Here is a 16,687-nt window from a genome sequence, read left to right as displayed (position 1 = left end):
CCGGGTGGCTGGTTCTCCGCCGCGCTTACGCATGCTGGGTGGATGCGGATGGCAACGAGGGTGCCGCCGCCTTTGCCTATTACCTGCTGCTGTCATTCCTGCCTTTGGTCATCCTGCTGGTGACCGCCGGATCGCCGTTTCGGCAAAATTTCAGTCCTTGAAAGAAAGGTGAAAACATCATGAAAAATAATCCGCTTTTGAAGCTTGAGAGTTTCGGCCAAAGCATCTGGCTGGATTTCATCAGCCGCAGGATACTCGATTCGGGAGATCTTCTGCGCTTGATCAATGAAGATGGTGTAAGTGGTGTGACTTCCAACCCATCTATTTTCGAAAAGGCCATCGCTGAGAGTAATGACTATGATGATGCCATCCGGTCACTGGCTCGTGAAAGGAAAACCACCGCTGCGATCTATGAGAAATTGGTTATTGAGGACATTCAACGTACAGCCGATCTGTTGCATCCGCTTTACGACCGGATGGCAGGAAGAGACGGTTTTGTGAGCCTTGAGGTTTCACCCCACCTGGCCCGTGATGGTGCAGGTACTCTCAGGGAGGCCCGCCACCTCTGGAAGGAAGTAGATCGTCCAAACCTGCTGATCAAAGTCCCAGGTACCCAGGAAGGGCTTACGGTGATACGCCAGCTCATCAGCGAAGGAATCAATGTCAACGTGACACTCCTCTTCGGCCTCCCCCGCTATCAGGCCGTAGCCGAAGCCGAAGCCTATATTTCAGGGCTGGAGATGCGGGTAGCCGCCGGACTTCCACTGGATCGCATCAGCTCGGTAGCCAGTTTCTTTCTGAGTCGCATCGACGTGCTGGTCGACCCATTGCTGGAAAAGAAATTACCGGAGGGAGGACGACCTGCGGAGAGGGCTTCCCAGCTCCGTGGAAAGATAGCAATTGCCAGCGCCAGGGCAGCCTATCAGCTCTACAAAGAGATTCATACAAGCGCGAGATTTCGCAAACTTGTTACCGGAGGTGCCCGGCCACAGCGGGTTCTGTGGGCCAGCACCAGCACTAAAAGCCCGGCTGAGAGCGACGTGAAATATGTGGAAGCACTGATCGGCCCGGAGACGATAAACACCATTCCCCTCGAAACCCTCAACGCCTACCGTGATCATGGCAACCCTGCGCTTCGGTTGGAAGGTGATCTGGAAGGAACCGAACGGATCTTGCAGCATCTGCCAGAAACAGGCATCGACCTCGATACGGTTACCAGCCAACTGGAGAACGAAGGAATAGAGAAGTTTGTCAAGCCCTTTGACAAACTTCTGCAGGCACTTGAGCAAAAGCGGAGTTCGGCCCAGGCGTGATGAGAGAAAGAGGAGGTCCTTGATGCAGATTGGTATGATTGGACTGGGGCGCATGGGCGCTGATATGGTGCCCCGCCATCTACAGGATTCTATGGTAGACCCCTTATGCCGGCAGTTGGGGGCCGAAACAGGCTGACGCGCTTATTGCAGAATATGGACGCTTGTACAACCCGATGCTTGCGAAGAGAGGAAAATGACAATGGGGAACCAAACGGAAGATGGTTACAACAAGGCGCTGGCATTGCTCTACGACTGCGTCACACCTGACGGTTTTGTCGCGAGCACCAGCAAAAAGGATAACTACCGGCGCATCTGGGGCCGTGATGGCACTATTATCTCGCTGGCAGCAATACTCACCGGGGACGTCAATCTCATCGGGACGGCCCAGCGTACTTTCGAGACGCTGGCGGCGTATCAGGGCCCGCATGGAGAGATACCCAGCAACGTAGATACTGTCACTAAACGCATCAGCTACGGGGGCACCACAGGGCGGGTCGATGCCGACCTCTGGTTCATCATCGGTTGCGGTGAATATTGGCTGGCGACAGGCGATGATGAATTTCTGGAACGCCTGCTGCCCGCGATCGAAAAGGTGCGTTTCCTGTTGGGCGCATGGGAATTCAACAACCGCGGGCTCATTTACGTACCGCTGACCGGCGACTGGGCCGACGAGTATCTGCACAATGGCTACGTGTTTTACGACCAGCTGTTGTATCTGCAGGCGCAACGCACGCTGGCCCGCATGGACGCTGCAGTGCATGGTTCAAGCGACCACGCCCTCAACGAAAAAACCAGCCACCTGCGCCATCTCCTCCGCGCCAATTATTGGTTCGACGATGCCCAAAAACCGCCCGCCGATGTGTATCATGAGGTGCTCTACGAAAAGGGGCGAGCCGCCGCATCATCACACTGCGCCGGAAACCACTGGATGTCCTTCTTCTCGCCCGCCGGTTACGGTTATCGTTTCGATGCATTTGCCAATGTCCTGGCATCACTGCTGGACGTCGCCGATGACGCACAACGCAGCAAGATGGACGCATTCATCGTCGGGGAGGTCATCCATGACGAGCTGCCGCTGCTGCCCGCCTTCCACCCGGTCATCAAACCCGTGGACGAGGACTGGGAGGACCTGCAGGTGATGTTCTCCTATACCTTCAAGAACAAGCCCTATGAGTTCCACAACGGCGGCCTGTGGCCCATGGTCACCGGCTTCTATGTGGCCGACCTGGCACGGCGGCAGCAAACAGAAGAAGCCCGGAAGTACTTGCAGGCGATACATCGCGCCAATGCTCTGGTGATGGATGGAGAAGCCTGGGGCTTTCCCGAATTTGTTCATGGCCGCAAATTCACGCCCGGCGGCACCCGCCATCAGGGCTGGAGCGCCGCAGCGGCCATCATCGGCCATCATGCGCTGGAGGGACAACATGTTTTCAGGATTAACGACGATGAAACATAACATTCTGCTTTGCTCGGATCTGGACCGCACCCTGCTGCCCAACGGCGCGCAGCCCGAGTCGCCCGAAGCGAGACGCTTATTGCAGCGCCTGGCCGATCGGCCCGAGCTGACCCTTGTCTACGTGAGCGGGCGCCACCAGGCGCTGCTGCAACAGGCCATAGAGGAGTATGCCCTGCCGCGGCCCGACTATGCCATCGGCGATGTCGGTACGACGATCTTTGACATCGAAGATGGCAACTGGCGACCCTGGGACAACTGGTACGAGGAGATCGCTTCCGACTGGCGCGGCAAAACCGGAAAAGACCTGCAGGGACTGTTTGCCGACATCGAATTGCTGCGGCTGCAGGAGCCGGAGAAACAGAATGATTTCAAGCTCAGCTACTACGCCCCGACGGATGTCGAGCCGGACAATCTGCTCAAGCAATTGCGCCAGCGCCTGGATGCGCAGGAGGTACGTGCCAGCCTGATCTGGAGCATCGACGAAGTGGCCGACACCGGCTTGCTGGACATACTGCCGGAGCGCGCCACCAAGCTGCACGCAATTGAGTTTCTGATGAAACACCATGGATTTACCCATGAGCAGACAGTGTTCGCCGGTGACAGCGGCAACGACCTGCCCGCGCTGACCAGCGGACTGCAGGCGGTGCTGGTCAAAAATGCCCGCGACGACGTCCGCGATACGGCATTGCGTCAGGTCCAGGCAGCCGGACATGGCGATTGTTTATATCTGGCGCAGGGCGGCCTGCTCGGCATGAACGGCAACTACAGCGCCGGTGTACTGGAAGGGCTTGTTCATTATCTGCCACATACGCTGGCTTGGCTGCAGGACGCGTCGATCGGAAAAGTATAAATAGTTTGACGCTTATCGGCGTTGTCGCCATGGGCACCGGGGTGATGATCAGTGCGGAGATGACGGGAAGCCTTTCCCCCTGGCTTTTCTTTCCGCCGCGTTGGTTGTCTCGTTCAGCGCTTACTCCTGCGTCAAATTGTCGAATGCCTACCCCTCCGCCGGCGGCATCGGTATGTATCTGGGAATTTCTACAACCGGCCGAAGATCAGCCGGAGCGTCAACATCAACACGGAAATTAGACGGCTGGAACACTGGGCAAGCAAGGGGTAGGTGCGCCCCTGGATGGGCACAAGCCAGGCACATCTCATACCTTTGTCACAATTGACGAATCTGCTAAATATGATGGGTGCTGTTGAAGGTGTTACTTTCATTCCGCCCACCTCTTGCCCTTTCTCCCGTAAAATCAAAACCTTACACTTGAACTCCTCATTCTTGACTTAGGCATGGTCGTTGCTAATATGTTAATGTGAATGCCGCCAATAGTAAACTTCAGCACTGGTGAAGATTTACCGCAGTTTTTGGCGACTCCTGCAACCCAATAAAAGGAGAACACACCATGAATGAAACAGTAAGCGTTACCTATGTCTCGGTAGATGCCATGAAAAACGCAGAGAATGAGCTTATAGCAGCTCAAATTCCCGAAGAAAATTTTTTCGTCGATAAGGACAAGCTAGAGATAAAGGTCATTACCCCAAAGGCCACCAAGTCGACAATCGAAGAGCTTTTAAATCGGCACAATCACAAATAAACCCAGTGCCTGAAGTCGATTAAATGTTGCGCGCGTTCACCTCGCGTTAGCCGAACCGCAGATCAAAAAAATCTGCTCGACGCCCCGCTCTTCATACTGGGGGGGGCGACCGTGAAACAGGCAAAACCAGACAACGAGCGGTTGGCGCGACCCCGTGGCGGCAACTTCGGCCGCCACGGATGCCACCGCTGGAGGGTCTGGCCAGACACGGGTATGCCCGGCGTAGCGAAAGGAGCTGTGTGATGTTCAGTAACATGATGGATGGCGGGATGTGGGTTTGGCCGGTGCTCGCCACCCTGGTGGTGGTGCTGATTGTCGTCGTGGTTATCAAACTGGTCAAAAAATAATTTTGAATTCATGACCAGTCTTTGAAACTCAGGTTCAAAATGCCCAGGTTGTTTAACTGAGCAAGTTACGCCGGGCTCCGGCTTCTTGCACACTATTCAACCGACTCCCTGATCCGGTGCTAAAAAAGATTCAATCAACTGATGCTTGGGAGATAAAACCAGGTGAAGGAGTCCACAGTGCCTATTCAACTCGATGAAGAAAACGGCGGCAAGCTGATCAATGTGCATGTCAGCGGCAAGCTGGAAAAAGCGGATTATGAACACTTTGTACCGGAGTTCGAGCGTCTCGCCGGGCAACACGGCAAATTACGCGTGCTGTTCGACATGACCGGTTTCCACGGCTGGGAGGCGAGCGCCGCCTGGGAGGATTTCAAGTTCGGCATGCACCATATGTCCGACATCGAGCGGATCGCGATGGTCGGCGAAAAACGCTGGCAGCACGGCATGGCGATCTTCTGCAAGCCGTTCATCAAAGCCGAGATACGCTATTTTGATCAAACCACCGCTGCTGAAGCGCGGATCTGGTTGGGTCGGGGATAATCCGAACACCGACAGGTTAGAGATTATGGCGCAAGCGAAATACCGGCGGCGAAGTTTTTATCAGGCGGTTCTGGCTGAGAGTTGGTCAGGTTTTGTCCCGGATAATCAAGTTACACTGCTGCAAAACGGCGCAGCCTATTTCCCCGCCATCGAAGCGGCGATCGATCAGGCCCGTCATGAAATTTATCTTGAAGCCTATATTTACCAGGATGATATCACCGGGCGACGCATCTCGGATGCGCTGAAGCGGGCGGTCCGGCGTGGGGTTAAAGTCCATGTGCTGATCGACGGCTACGGCTCCAAAGACCTGCCACAGAGCATGCGGGACCAGCTGCAGGCCGACGGGGTACAGATCCTCATCTACCGCCCCAAAATCTCCCCCTGGACCTTTCGACGCGAGCGCCTGCGCCGTATGCACCGGAAAATCGTGGTGGTGGACCGGGAGATCGCCTTTGTCGGGGGGATCAACGTTATTTCTGATCAGGGAACGACGAACGACTTGCCCCCTCGCTATGACTTTGCCGTCGCCGTGCAAGGGCCACTGGTGGACGTTATCCGCCTTTCTGCGCAGCGCCTCTGGTCAATGATGGCGTGGAAGCGTTTCCGCAAAGGAAGGGTCCGGACCGGGGCACTGCCGGCTTCAACCTTCAGCGGGGGGACAATGAGCGCGGCCTTTCTGGTGAGGGATAATTTTCATCACCGCCGTGACATTGAAGCGGCTTATCTTGAGGCAATCAGGCAGGCAGAATCTGAAATCATTCTGGCCAACGCCTATTTTTTGCCGGGGGCCGATTTTCGACATGCGCTGATCAAAGCGGCCGAGCGTGGCGTGCGGGTGGTTCTGTTGCTGCAGGGGAAGTCTGATCATCAACTCCAGCATTATGCCTCTCAGGCGCTCTATGGCAATTTCCTCACTGCGGGGATTGAAATTTACGAATACCACACCAGTTTCCTGCACGCCAAAGTGGCAGTAATCGACGGATATTGGGCGACGGTGGGATCTTCGAATATCGATCCGTTCAGCCTGCTGCTTTCGCGTGAGGCGAATGTGATCGTCAACGACGAAACCTTCGCCGCGACCCTGGCGCAAAGCCTGAAAAAGACCATGGAAACGGATGGCCAACGGATATTGGCGGATAACTGGAAACAGCAATCTGCCCGGCTACGGTTTCTGGCCTGGCTCTGTTACGGCTGGCTGCGCTTGATGATGGGTATCAGCGGCTATGCCCGTGCGAATGGTCGAAACAAAAAGAGACGAAATTGAAAAACAAATCTTCGCACGAGGGACAAAGCAACGGGCTGGAATCTTTTGAATCTCTTTCCGCTACCCTGCCATATAAATCGGATGAACCCTGCGGTGATTAACTCCGCGCGAATCGACTCGGATGAGATCAGCGCCAGTCCCATGGTTTCCAGACCTTCAATAGCCGCCGAGATTTCCCTTCCCTGTTTCAGTCCACAAGAATGTTCGAATCCAGGCACAGTTTTACAACCTGCGGATCAAAGTGTGTTCCTGCCAGCGATTGAATATGTTTGCGCACCTTTTCTACAGACCAGGATGAACGATAGCGACGGTCTGATCTCAGTGCCGCCCAGACGTCAACGACAGCAAAGATTCGGGCCACAAGCGGGATCTGCTCCCCTTTCAACCCGAGAGGATAGCCGGAACCATCCCACTTTTCATGATGAGCGTAGGGGATATCAAGTGCCGCGCGCAGATAAAGAATAGGTGAAAGCATCTCGTAGGCAAAAATGGTGTGTTTTTTCATTTCTACCCATTCTGCTGTAGTCAGGGACTCGTGTTTTTGCAGAATTTCATCCGAAATACCCATTTTCCCAATGTCATGCAGCAATGATCCCCAACGGACCTGCACCAGTTCTTCATCGTTCAGCCCGAACAGACGCGCCAGCTTCACCGTCAACAACGCAACCCGTTGCGAATGCCCTTCTGTCTCATCATCACGCAGTTCCAGGGCCCGCGACCAGCCTTCGATGGTGGCGTCATAGGCCTTGAAAAGTTCGGTGTTGGAGCGTTGCAGATTGTCGAACAGGGAAACATTATCAATGGCTATCGCGGCTTGGGCGGCCATGGCCTTGAGGAAATAGAGCCATTCATCATCACGCTCCAGGCGGGTGCGATGGAATATCTCCAGCACGCCCAGAACCTTTCCCTTAGCGATCAACGGCACACCGTGGTAGCCGACAAAATTCTCCGTCGCCAACACATCCTTGCGCAAAAAGGTGTCATTCTCCATTGCGAGGTCGGGGATGTGCACGACGCATCGCTCTTTTGCTGCGCGACCGGCATAACCCTGACCCAGAGCCTGTTTCGCCTGTTCAATAGCTTTAGTGTGAAAACCGCGCCCGGCCACATATTCGAACATCTGGGACTGAGGGTTGAACAACAGGACGTCGGCGGCGTCAACCTTCAGCTGAACAAGGACATGGGTGAGGAGTGTGGTCAGGCTGAGATTCAGGTCGAAACTGTAATTGATGGCGCGGTCAATTTCTACCAGGGCCGTCAGATGCTCGACATGCCGGCGAATTTTTTCTTCAGCATTCTTGAAATCACTGATATCGGTTAAGATAACTACGACTTGTCGCAGAATATTATTGTTATCAACTTCGGGGTAGGCATTCACCAATAAACACTTACTTCCCCCGCTGTTTCCGCCGTCAATCCCCATAATATAATTTTTCAACACCTGACGGGTGGCGATTACCTGATTACAAGGAGACTCGTCAACCGGCAATCTGGTCCCGTCTGGGCGAATAAAATTCCAATCGGGGTCGTTATCTTTTTTTCCGAGCACCTGAACTGCAGGGACGCCCAGCAGTTGCGAAGCTTCAGGGTTGCAGCTTACCACCCGGGTATCGGCAGCATGGACAATGACACCAACGGGCAGTTTTTCAATCAACAGCCCATGCGCCTCCTGATTTTCCACCAACGACAAACGGGTATTCTCTCTGGCCTGAACGGCGGCCTCCTTTGCCATCCGCTCACTGATATCACGGATGTTGCACTGGAGGATCATTTCATCGTTGACCTGAAATGCATTACACACAAAATCGACCTGCACCAGATGCCTGGTTTTGGTTCTGAGTTTCAAATTCTTATATTGAACAGGCCCATTTTTTTCCAATTCAGGGAGGGGATCTCTCCTGGTCTCGAAATCATCGAAGGCACCGACCTCATCGATTTTCATCTTCACCAATTCTTCACGCGCATACCCCAGCATGTCGAGTAGAGAAGAACTGACATCAGTTATTAAGCCGGTCCCGGCATTTAAAATTAAAATACCGTCCTGAGAAGTTTCGAAGAGTTTGCGATAGCGAAGCTCCGAGTTTCTCAGGGCTTTCTCCAGCGCTGCATGAGAATTCCCGGTTGCGGACTTGCTGGTTTCATGAATAGGAATGGTGATCATTTTCCTGTACCTCTGTCCTGTAATTTTTTTTGACTGGATTTATCCAGATACATCCTCTCGTCACTCTGTTTTAAAGCAGCCGCGAGCTGATCTGTGTTCTCCGCACAAGCGATCCCGAAAGCAATCCCCACCTGGCCCCTGCTCATTTCAGGGCTTAGCCGGATCCTTTTAACGGCTTCTTCAGCAACCTTGCTCTCTGTTCCCGGGAGAAGGACAGCAAATTCATCACCGCCGATACGAGCAACGATATCATCGGTTCGAAAACCTTCCAGGATGATCCTGGCTGCCGTGCGGATCAGTTTATCCCCCGCGCTATGTCCCAGTGTATCGTTGATGGTTTTCAGGCCATTGACATCCGTCATGACGATGCAAACAGGAAACTTCCGGCCTATGGAGAGCCGCTGTAGCTCTTCATCAAAAAAGGCGCGATTATAGAGACCTGTCAATACATCATGGGTGCTGTCGTAACGAAGCGATACTTCGATTTGTTTACTATTTGTCACGTCATAAACAATGCCTATGATCCCGATCACCCTGCCAACTGCATTGAAAATGGGCGTATTGACCTTCTCTACGTGCTGCGCCATCCCTTTTAGATCTAAAATTGTCTCTGCAAAGGTCGTCCGCTTGCCATTTTTTGTAACCTGCTTGAACTCATTTTCATATTTAATGGCCAGTTCATTGGGAAAAATATCAAAGTCGTCCTTCCCGATAAGATCTTGCGGCGCCACCTCGAAGGCTTTGCTGAAGGGTTCATTGACGGCGACATACCGCCCTTTTCTGTCTTTAAGCCAGGCGATATTGGGGATATTATCGAGGATGGCCTGCTGCTGTCGGTTGACTTCACTGATCCGCTCCTCGGCCAGTTTGCGCTCGGTAATGTCTTCCATGGCCAGCAGGATAATGTGTGAGCCGATCTCTTCGCGAAAAATCTGGCGGGCGTTGAGCAGAATCGTCTTGCGGCCGATATCAGGGAAATCATGCTCGACCTCATAACCATTGATTACCGTGTCCTGAGGAAGAATTTCCTCAATGAGAACCCGCAACAGCGGGATGTCCCACTGCCGGTTACCGACGTCATAGATGAACTGGTTGATGGTTTTTTCAGGTGTGACCTCGAAGGTTTCGTAGAAGCTGTGGTTGGCGGTGAGGATTTTCAGCTCGGAATTAAGCACCACCATCGGCTCGCGTACGGTCTCAACGATGTTCTCGGCATATTCCCGGGCCGCCTGAATTCCCAGCTCCAGCTGCTTGCGCGCGGTGATATCCTCCATAGCCAGCAAGATGATGCGTGAGCCGATCTCTTCACGAAAAATCTGGCGGGCGTTGAGGAGCATGGTTTTCCGCCCGACGCCGGGGAAATCATGCTCGACCTCATAACCATTGATCACCGTGTCCTGAGGGAGAATTTCCTCAATAAGAACTCTCAGCCGGGGGATGTCCCATTGCCGGTTGCCGACGTCATAAATGAAATGGTTGATGGTTTTTTCGGGTGTGACCTTGAACGTTTCGTAGAAGCTGTGGTTGGCGGTGAGGATTTTCAGCTCCGAATTAAGCACCACCATCGGCTCGCGTACGGTCTCAACGATATTTTCGGCATATTCCCGGGCCGCCTGAATTCCCAGCTCCAGCTGCTTGCGCGCGGTGATATCCTCCATAGCCAGCAGGATGATGCGTGAGCCGATCTCTTCGCGAAAGATCTGGCGGGCGTTGAGCAGGATCGTCTTGCGGCCGATATCAGGGAAATCATGCTCGACCTCATAACCATTGATCACCGTGTCCTGAGGGAGAATTTCCTCAATAAGAACTCTCAGCCGGGGGATGTCCCATTGCCGGTTGCCGACGTCATAAATGAAATGGTTGATGGTTTTTTCGGGTGTGACCTTGAACGTTTCGTAGAAGCTGTGATTTGCGGTGAGGATTTTCAGCTCCGAATTAAGCACCACCATCGGCTCGCGTACGGTCTCAACGATGTTTTCGGCATATTCCAGGGCATTCTGAATTTCACTTTCCAAATGTTTTCCAACCGTGTCGTCAACAATTGAAGAAAGGATGAAATCGTCCTGACTCTTGGTCTTGTTGAACCTGACGCTCTCGAGCTGGCCATGGATGAAGTTGCCATCCTTCCCTTTGATGCTTATTTCACATCTCTGCATACCCTGTCTTTGCAATACACTTTTAAGATGCTTGGGGAAAATTGCCCTCCCCTCCTCGTCAGCAATAAAACGGGAAAATGGTTTATCGATCAGTTGTCGACGGCTTTTTCTCAATAGTTTCGCGCCGGAAGGGTTAACCTCGAGTATCAGCCCCTGCGCATTAAAAGTAAAATAGCCGCTTGGGGCAAAGTCATAAAGTTCAGCATACTTATCCCGCGACAACGCCAGCTCCGCCTGGACTCGTTGCAGCTCTTCATTCTGCATCTCCAATTCTATCTGGTGAACTTCCAGAGAATGAACGAGACTCTGCAAATCATCTTCGGAACGTTCTGTGGATAAGCCTGTCGTTTCAGAATTCACTGACTTTGACGCCGGGAGGTGCAGTTTTTTGAGCTGGGCTAATAATCTTTTTCTGGTGTTGAGATCATTTTTCATATCCAACCATCTTTCCAGCTGATTTTTGTCCGGGTAGCCATGACCTTCAGGGCGGGACTCAGCGCCGACCCCGACCACGGCCTTGATCGCCGCGCAGAATACCGACAAAAACGATAACCATAGCTGTAATTCCGCTGACAACCATGACCTCGCCTAAAACATGGTACCAGCCACCCAAGCGGCCCTCTACCAGCAAGGCACCGCCGATTACCAGGGCCGCCGCGGCGATGGCAGTGGTCAGTCTCTCGAGATTACGCGTGATTCGCCCTCCCAGCGCCTCTACCGCCGGGGCCTGAACCCGGCCGAGATTGCCTTCGGCCAGACGACGCAGAATTTGACGCAAATCGCCGGGACCGTCACTGGCCAGGCGGTCCATTTCGTGTCCCAGTTTGCCGGTCTTTTCCTTCATCCGCTCCACAGAAAAGTGCTGCTTGGTCAGGCGTGTGATCTCTTCACGAAAGGCACCAAGATAGTCATGTTCCGGGTCGAGTTGTCGGATCATTGACTCGAGGATGACGAAGGTCCGCGTCAGGAGGAAAAATTCCCCAGGGTTGTGGACTCCGTGTCGACTGCCGGCACGCAACAGGGAATCGAAGGATTTTCCGATGGAAACGTTTGCCAGATCGTTTCTATGAATGTCATAAAGTACGGCTTTGATGTCCAGCAGCAGCGCTGCACGATTGACCTTTTCACTCCCTTGCGGTGCCATTTCGAGATAGGCGTCGGTAGCACCCCGTGCGTCCCCCTTGACCACCGCGCCGAGGAGGTGCGTCAGTGATTCGCGCATCGCTTCGTCAAGCTCACCCGTCATGCCGAAATCGAGCAGGGAGAGGCGTCCGTCGGGCAGGACCAGAACATTGCCGGGATGCGGATCGGCATGAAACAAACCTTCTTCAAAGATGGTTTGCAGTGTCAGTCTGACCAGGGTCTTGATCGCTTTCGGCATCGCTTCCGGGTGCTGTTTGGCGTAAAGATCGATCCGTTCACCGGTCGAAAACTCCATTGTCAGGACGCTTTCGCTTGAAAACTCGGCCAGAACATCGGGAATCCAAAGGTCGGGGAGATCCGCCAGTGCGGTACGAAAGAGGATGATGGAGCGTGCTTCGTGATAAAAATCGGTTTCTTTGGTCAGACTTTTTGCGAATTCACTCACCAGAACCGGCAGATCGAGACCACGCAAACGGGGAAACAGCCCTTCGAACAGCTTGACCAGGTAGGTCATTGCCGTAATATCGGTGGAGATCATCTCTTCAAGGTCGGGTCGCTGCACTTTGACAGCGACGCGACGTCCATCGTGCAAGGTCGCCTCATGTACTTGAGCGATGGTGGCGGCTGCGATGGGGGTTTCGTTGAAGGAGGCGAATATCAGCATCAACGGGTCACCCAGTTCATTTTCGATCGTAGAACGCTCCGCCGCAAAGTCCATCGCCGGCAACTGGTCGTGCAACAGTTCCAACTCATCGATGTAGGCGCCTGGCAGCAAGTCGCGCCGCATAGCGAGAACCTGTCCTAACTTCAGGAAGGTCAGTCCCAATTCCTCAAAAGTCTCACGAACCTCTTTTGGCGATGGCCAATGGCCTTTGCCGCGCAGAGCCCCCAAAAATTTATGGCGAGCGAGGACCCGCAAAATTTGTAACAGTCGCGGCGCTGCGCGAAAGAAGCTACTTTTAACCGGGTTGATCGATACGGACATGGACGAGTTCCCTTAATCGTTTATTTGTAAATTTCCAGGGCGCATTCACCGTCCTGCATATACAGGCGTATTGCAGGCCATCTGGAATCGCTGCCAGACAGAACCCGAGGAGAAAAAGAATGACGACCAATAGCGCTCCAGACATCGCTACTTTGATAAAAAAATTCTTCTGTTAATGTAATTTTGCAACCAGCATGCCAGAGGAGTCAGCCTCGACTTGATGCGGTAATTACCTTTAATGATTGAAAAGAAAGTTAAACTGGTGGTTTTATTGTGTTCGAGATCCGATCGCTAAACCCATCGTATTTAACGGAAGCGGCATATTTGGCGGGAGCGACCTCTCCACCCTACGTTCACGCCATCTCTGACCATGATCGCCCCTGATCATGAAGATGAATATTCTGCTATCTTATACGAACCTGACCAGGCGCAAGGGCTCACGAAAATCGTCCTCATACTCGGGACAAACAATAGTCAGGGATGAAGGGCAGCTTTATCTTTTAATTTATAATTACTGGTGGAAACCTGTAGATGCAGATACTCATCCCTTCGCCCAGGTGGCCAGCCGAGTTTCATCCCTTAAAAAAGAAACGGAACCAATAAACAGATCATGGCGAAAAAAGACGGGAAAATCGGGTTTTTCGAAGCGACCGCCATCGGTATCGGCGGCATGGTCGGAGGCGGTATCTTTGCCGTCCTCGGCCTTTCGGTTCAGCAGGCACGGGGCGGAGCGCCCCTGGCCTTTGCCATCGCAGGGGTGGTGGCCCTGGTCACCGCTTATTCCTATACGAAACTGGCGGTGCAGTATCCGAGCAAGGGCGGGACGGTGACCTTTCTCGACCGAGCCTTCGGCCCCAGCCTCTTCACCGGAACCCTCAACATCCTCCTCTGGATCAGCTATATCGTCATGCTCTCCCTTTACGCCTTCGCCTTCGGCAGTTACGGAGCGAACTTCTTTCCCGAAGCCTGGCACCTGTTCGGCAAGCATTTCCTCATCACCGCCATCGTCCTCGTCGTTACCGGCCTGAACCTCCTCAGCGCCGACCTCATCGGTGAGGCCGAAGACTGGATCGTCGGGATCAAGCTGAGCATCCTCCTGCTCTTTATCGCCCTCGGTATTCCGGGGATCGATCCCTCCCGGCTGGCTCCTGCCGCCTGGAGCCCGGCCCTTGATCTGGTCACCGGCGGCATGATTATCTTCCTCGCCTACGAGGGGTTCGAACTGATCGCCAACGCCGCCGAAGATGTCCGCGAACCGGCCAGAGTCCTCCCCCGGGCTTTCTTTACCGCCGTCGGTTTTGTCCTGGTTCTCTATGTTTTGATCGCCGCCGTCGCCGTCGGCAACCTCCCCGTCGAAGGCATCGTTGCCGCCAAGGATTATGCGCTGGCGGTGGCGGCAAAACCGTTTCTTGGTCAGGCCGGGTTTCTTCTTATTACCGTCGCGGCCCTGCTGTCAACCGCCTCGGCTATCAATGCCACGATCTATGGCGCTGCGCGGCTCAGTTACACCATCGCCAAGGACGGAGAACTTCCCAAAGAGCTCAGTCGAAAGATCTGGAATGAACCGCTGGAGGGATTGCTGATCACGGCTGGCGGGACCCTGCTGATTGCTAACCTCTTCGACATCTCGAACCTGTCGACCATGGGGAGCGCCGGGTTTCTGCTGATTTTCGCTGCGGTCAATGGAGCCAACGTCCGCCTGGCCGAGCGCACCTCGAGCCGGCGCTGGATCTCCCTGGCCGGAGTGACCCTCTGTCTGGGGGCCCTGGGCGCCCTCCTCTGGCAGACCCTGGCCCATCACCCGGCGCGGGTCATGATTCTGGGCGGCATGCTGGGGCTGGCTTTCTTCATCGAGCTCGGCTTCCGCCTGGTTACGGGGCGGAAACTTAATCCCTCCAGACAGGAGACAAGATAACTTGCCTCCGGGAAATCTTGCCAGGGAGTCAACCACAACGGAGGCAGCCATATACGCCCCTATGTGTGAAACTAACCATCGAATATCCATGAGTTAAACCTGCCCTATCAGCTTTTCCAGCTTGATTCTGCTTCCCTGAAATTCAAAGATTACTAAATTGGTTATCAATAGTGTTATTGTTGCGCAATGAAGAATTTCAACAAATGACGAACCTGTTGAAAATTGGAACGAAATCCTTCCGGCCTTTCTGCTGAGGCCTGCGAGTTTACCGGGATTTACGCGTAAAGCGATTTTCTTAGACGAAAGAAAGGAGATCTACAATGTCAGCAACAAACAGAACGAACAGTCGAATGATCAGTCTCCTGCTGGCAACAGCCTGCCTGCTTCTGCTCTCTTCATCCGCCTGGGCGGCGGGCTACGATAACTCTTTAAAGGGTGTCGGTAAATATGATGTTCTTTTTGAGGTGAGCCAGGGAAATCCGAAGGTTGCAAATCTGGTTTTTTGGGCGGTAAGAAACGCCTATCAAGCCCCTGAAGTCAAGGCTCTGCCAGTTCCGCCCAAGGTCGCCGTCGTGTTTCACGGTCCGGTGGTAAAGCTTTTGTCCACCAATCGGGATCCGTTTAACAGTGCGGAGTGGGCCCAGGTTGAAAAATTCCAGCAAACGCTGCGCGAAATGAAGAAAGATGGCGTACACCTTGAGGTCTGCAAATACGCGGCGAAGATCATGGGCGTAGACAATGAGACAATCATCCCCGAAATTGATCAGGTCGATAACGGCTTCGTCTCGGTGGTCGGATACCAGATGCAGGGATACGCTGTTGTTCGCATCCCTTAATAGGATCAGGAGGCACACACTCCCGAGCGATAACCTGAGCCGTCAGGTGTGACACTCACTCCATTTTGAAGCTCACAAATGTCAGGTCCAGTTGATGTTTCAGGTGAGGACTTTCTTCCAGAAATGGATGATTGAACAGTAAGTTGACCATGAATGGCGGATGCTGAATCTGCTGCCAGGCAGAGACTGGTCTCAACGCCTGACAGCAGATGTGTCTCTGTCCATGGTTACTTAATCCGTGTGATCTCGACCTTGACCACCGGGTTGTGCCAGTCCAGGTCGGCGGGATTCAGATCCCCGATACCATGAATGCCGTTATGCACGTGAACAAACCCTTCGGCCCCCGTCGTCACCCGCTGGTTACCGCTCTCCGGCGTGCAGGGTGGACCCGGAACGTCGCTGCAGACCTCGGTGTTGGCTTCGCTGCCGGCATCGTAAGCAATAGCGGTCAGGAGCTGGCTGCCGTTGTTGGGCAGCTCGCTGCCATTAATCGCGAAGAAGGCGTCGTTGCTGGTCGCCAACATGCCGGCCAGACTCAGGCTGTTGAATCGCCCCTTACTGGTGATCTTCAGGGTGATTGATCCCCCCGGCAGAATCGGTTCGCTGGCGACGACCAGATCCATAACATCATCCCGGGTGCCGAGCAGAGCCATAAGGGGCTGGGTGTTTCCGCCTTCAGCCAGGGCTGCGAGTTCTGCACTCGCCGGCTGGGCCAGGGTAAAAAGCTTGAAGCTGTGCTTGTGACTGACAAGCAGCGGCGGGGTCAACACCTGATGTTTGGTCAGATTGGTGAGAATGACCTTATACCCCTGTCCACTCTCTGTGCCTGCCAGTGCCAGGCCGGGGGCGAGTAGACCCAGGCACAAGGCCAGGCAAAAAGTGTTTATAATGCGATACCTTGACATAATTGACCTCCTTTTCTTCTTTAGGTTAGGTGCGAAGATTTTTGACCGACTGAGGCCGCTGTGAAGCC

12 protein-coding genes and 1 pseudogene are annotated in these 16,687 nt (G+C 53.7%); 9 read left to right on the top strand and 4 right to left on the bottom strand.

Translation table 11 applies throughout. The features are described from left to right. Positions 1-179: 179 nt before the first annotated feature. The 7 genes and pseudogenes from tal to clsB all read left to right on the top strand — a co-directional run bounded on the left by tal (position 180) and on the right by clsB (position 6,518). Positions 180-1,313 carry a transaldolase gene (gene tal, locus D888_RS0108850; protein WP_020676195.1) on the top strand — a complete coding sequence of 378 codons (1,134 nt, stop codon included), beginning with the start codon at positions 180-182 and terminating at the stop codon, positions 1,311-1,313. Positions 1,314-1,512: 199 nt separating this feature from the next. After that, the gene (locus tag D888_RS0108840) at positions 1,513-2,769 is read left to right on the top strand and encodes an amylo-alpha-1,6-glucosidase (RefSeq protein ID WP_020676193.1); all 1,257 of its coding nucleotides are present in this window, start codon (positions 1,513-1,515) and stop codon (positions 2,767-2,769) included. After that, entirely contained in the window at positions 2,759-3,619 is an 861-nt protein-coding gene (locus tag D888_RS0108835; RefSeq protein ID WP_020676192.1) for an HAD-IIB family hydrolase, read from the top strand. The genes D888_RS0108840 and D888_RS0108835 overlap by 11 nt, the downstream gene beginning before the upstream one ends. A gap of 29 nt (positions 3,620-3,648) precedes the next feature. After that, positions 3,649-3,800 (top strand): annotated as a pseudogene (locus D888_RS24860) (amino acid permease); the annotation flags it as partial. 375 nt (positions 3,801-4,175) lie between these two features. Then, a complete protein-coding gene (locus tag D888_RS0108830) occupies positions 4,176-4,367 on the top strand; it encodes a hypothetical protein (protein WP_020676191.1) in 192 nt (63 codons plus the stop codon). Positions 4,368-4,891: 524 nt separating this feature from the next. Continuing rightward, the gene (locus tag D888_RS0108820; RefSeq protein WP_020676189.1) at positions 4,892-5,254 is read left to right on the top strand and encodes a SpoIIAA family protein; all 363 of its coding nucleotides are present in this window, start codon (positions 4,892-4,894) and stop codon (positions 5,252-5,254) included. Between the two features lie 25 nt (positions 5,255-5,279). Beyond that, positions 5,280-6,518: a cardiolipin synthase ClsB gene (clsB, locus tag D888_RS0108815; RefSeq protein WP_020676188.1), complete on the top strand. Its 1,239-nt coding sequence runs from the start codon at positions 5,280-5,282 to the stop codon at positions 6,516-6,518. Between the two features lie 187 nt (positions 6,519-6,705). Here the strand turns inward: clsB and D888_RS23055 are convergent, their stop codons facing one another. From D888_RS23055 to D888_RS0108795, 3 genes are read right to left on the bottom strand one after another with little or no spacing between them, the layout of a single operon-like run. Further along, positions 6,706-8,679 carry an HD domain-containing phosphohydrolase gene (locus tag D888_RS23055; RefSeq protein ID WP_020676186.1) on the bottom strand — a complete coding sequence of 658 codons (1,974 nt, stop codon included), beginning with the start codon at positions 8,677-8,679 and terminating at the stop codon, positions 6,706-6,708. After that, positions 8,676-11,378, bottom strand: coding sequence for a PAS domain-containing protein (locus tag D888_RS23050; protein ID WP_020676185.1), 2,703 nt, complete (start codon positions 11,376-11,378; stop codon positions 8,676-8,678). Before D888_RS23050 ends, D888_RS23055 begins: the two co-directional genes overlap by 4 nt. Beyond that, on the bottom strand, positions 11,329-12,963 hold the full coding sequence (locus D888_RS0108795) for an ABC1 kinase family protein (RefSeq protein ID WP_020676184.1): 1,635 nt from the start codon (positions 12,961-12,963) through the stop codon (positions 11,329-11,331). The genes D888_RS23050 and D888_RS0108795 overlap by 50 nt, the downstream gene beginning before the upstream one ends. A 610-nt stretch (positions 12,964-13,573) precedes the next feature. Between D888_RS0108795 and D888_RS0108790 the strand changes: the two genes are divergently transcribed. Both D888_RS0108790 and D888_RS0108785 read left to right on the top strand, forming a co-directional pair. After that, entirely contained in the window at positions 13,574-14,878 is a 1,305-nt protein-coding gene (locus tag D888_RS0108790; protein ID WP_020676183.1) for an APC family permease, read from the top strand. Between the two features lie 320 nt (positions 14,879-15,198). Then, positions 15,199-15,714: a DsrE family protein gene (locus tag D888_RS0108785; RefSeq protein WP_020676182.1), complete on the top strand. Its 516-nt coding sequence runs from the start codon at positions 15,199-15,201 to the stop codon at positions 15,712-15,714. 227 nt (positions 15,715-15,941) lie between these two features. On the opposite strand, the gene D888_RS21160 is transcribed toward D888_RS0108785, so the two are convergent. Then, positions 15,942-16,619 (bottom strand): spondin domain-containing protein, encoded by a 678-nt coding sequence (locus D888_RS21160; RefSeq protein ID WP_020676181.1) that lies wholly within the window; start codon positions 16,617-16,619, stop codon positions 15,942-15,944. Positions 16,620-16,687: the final 68 nt, after the last annotated feature.

This window comes from Geopsychrobacter electrodiphilus DSM 16401 (genome assembly GCF_000384395.1).
GTDB classification, from domain to species: domain Bacteria; phylum Desulfobacterota; class Desulfuromonadia; order Desulfuromonadales; family Geopsychrobacteraceae; genus Geopsychrobacter; species Geopsychrobacter electrodiphilus.
This window is presented reverse-complemented; position numbering and strand designations above follow the sequence as displayed.

Coding starts and splice junctions, on each gene's coding strand:
- D888_RS0108840 (WP_020676193.1), top strand. CDS start 1,513: ATGGGGAACCAAACGGAAGATGGTTACAACAAGGCGCTGGCATTGCTC.
- D888_RS0108830 (WP_020676191.1), top strand. CDS start 4,176: ATGAATGAAACAGTAAGCGTTACCTATGTCTCGGTAGATGCCATGAAA.
- tal (WP_020676195.1), top strand. CDS start 180: ATGAAAAATAATCCGCTTTTGAAGCTTGAGAGTTTCGGCCAAAGCATC.
- D888_RS0108795 (WP_020676184.1), bottom strand. CDS start 12,963: ATGTCCGTATCGATCAACCCGGTTAAAAGTAGCTTCTTTCGCGCAGCG.
- D888_RS0108835 (WP_020676192.1), top strand. CDS start 2,759: ATGAAACATAACATTCTGCTTTGCTCGGATCTGGACCGCACCCTGCTG.
- D888_RS23055 (WP_020676186.1), bottom strand. CDS start 8,679: ATGATCACCATTCCTATTCATGAAACCAGCAAGTCCGCAACCGGGAAT.
- clsB (WP_020676188.1), top strand. CDS start 5,280: ATGGCGCAAGCGAAATACCGGCGGCGAAGTTTTTATCAGGCGGTTCTG.
- D888_RS21160 (WP_020676181.1), bottom strand. CDS start 16,619: ATGTCAAGGTATCGCATTATAAACACTTTTTGCCTGGCCTTGTGCCTG.
- D888_RS0108785 (WP_020676182.1), top strand. CDS start 15,199: ATGTCAGCAACAAACAGAACGAACAGTCGAATGATCAGTCTCCTGCTG.
- D888_RS0108790 (WP_020676183.1), top strand. CDS start 13,574: ATGGCGAAAAAAGACGGGAAAATCGGGTTTTTCGAAGCGACCGCCATC.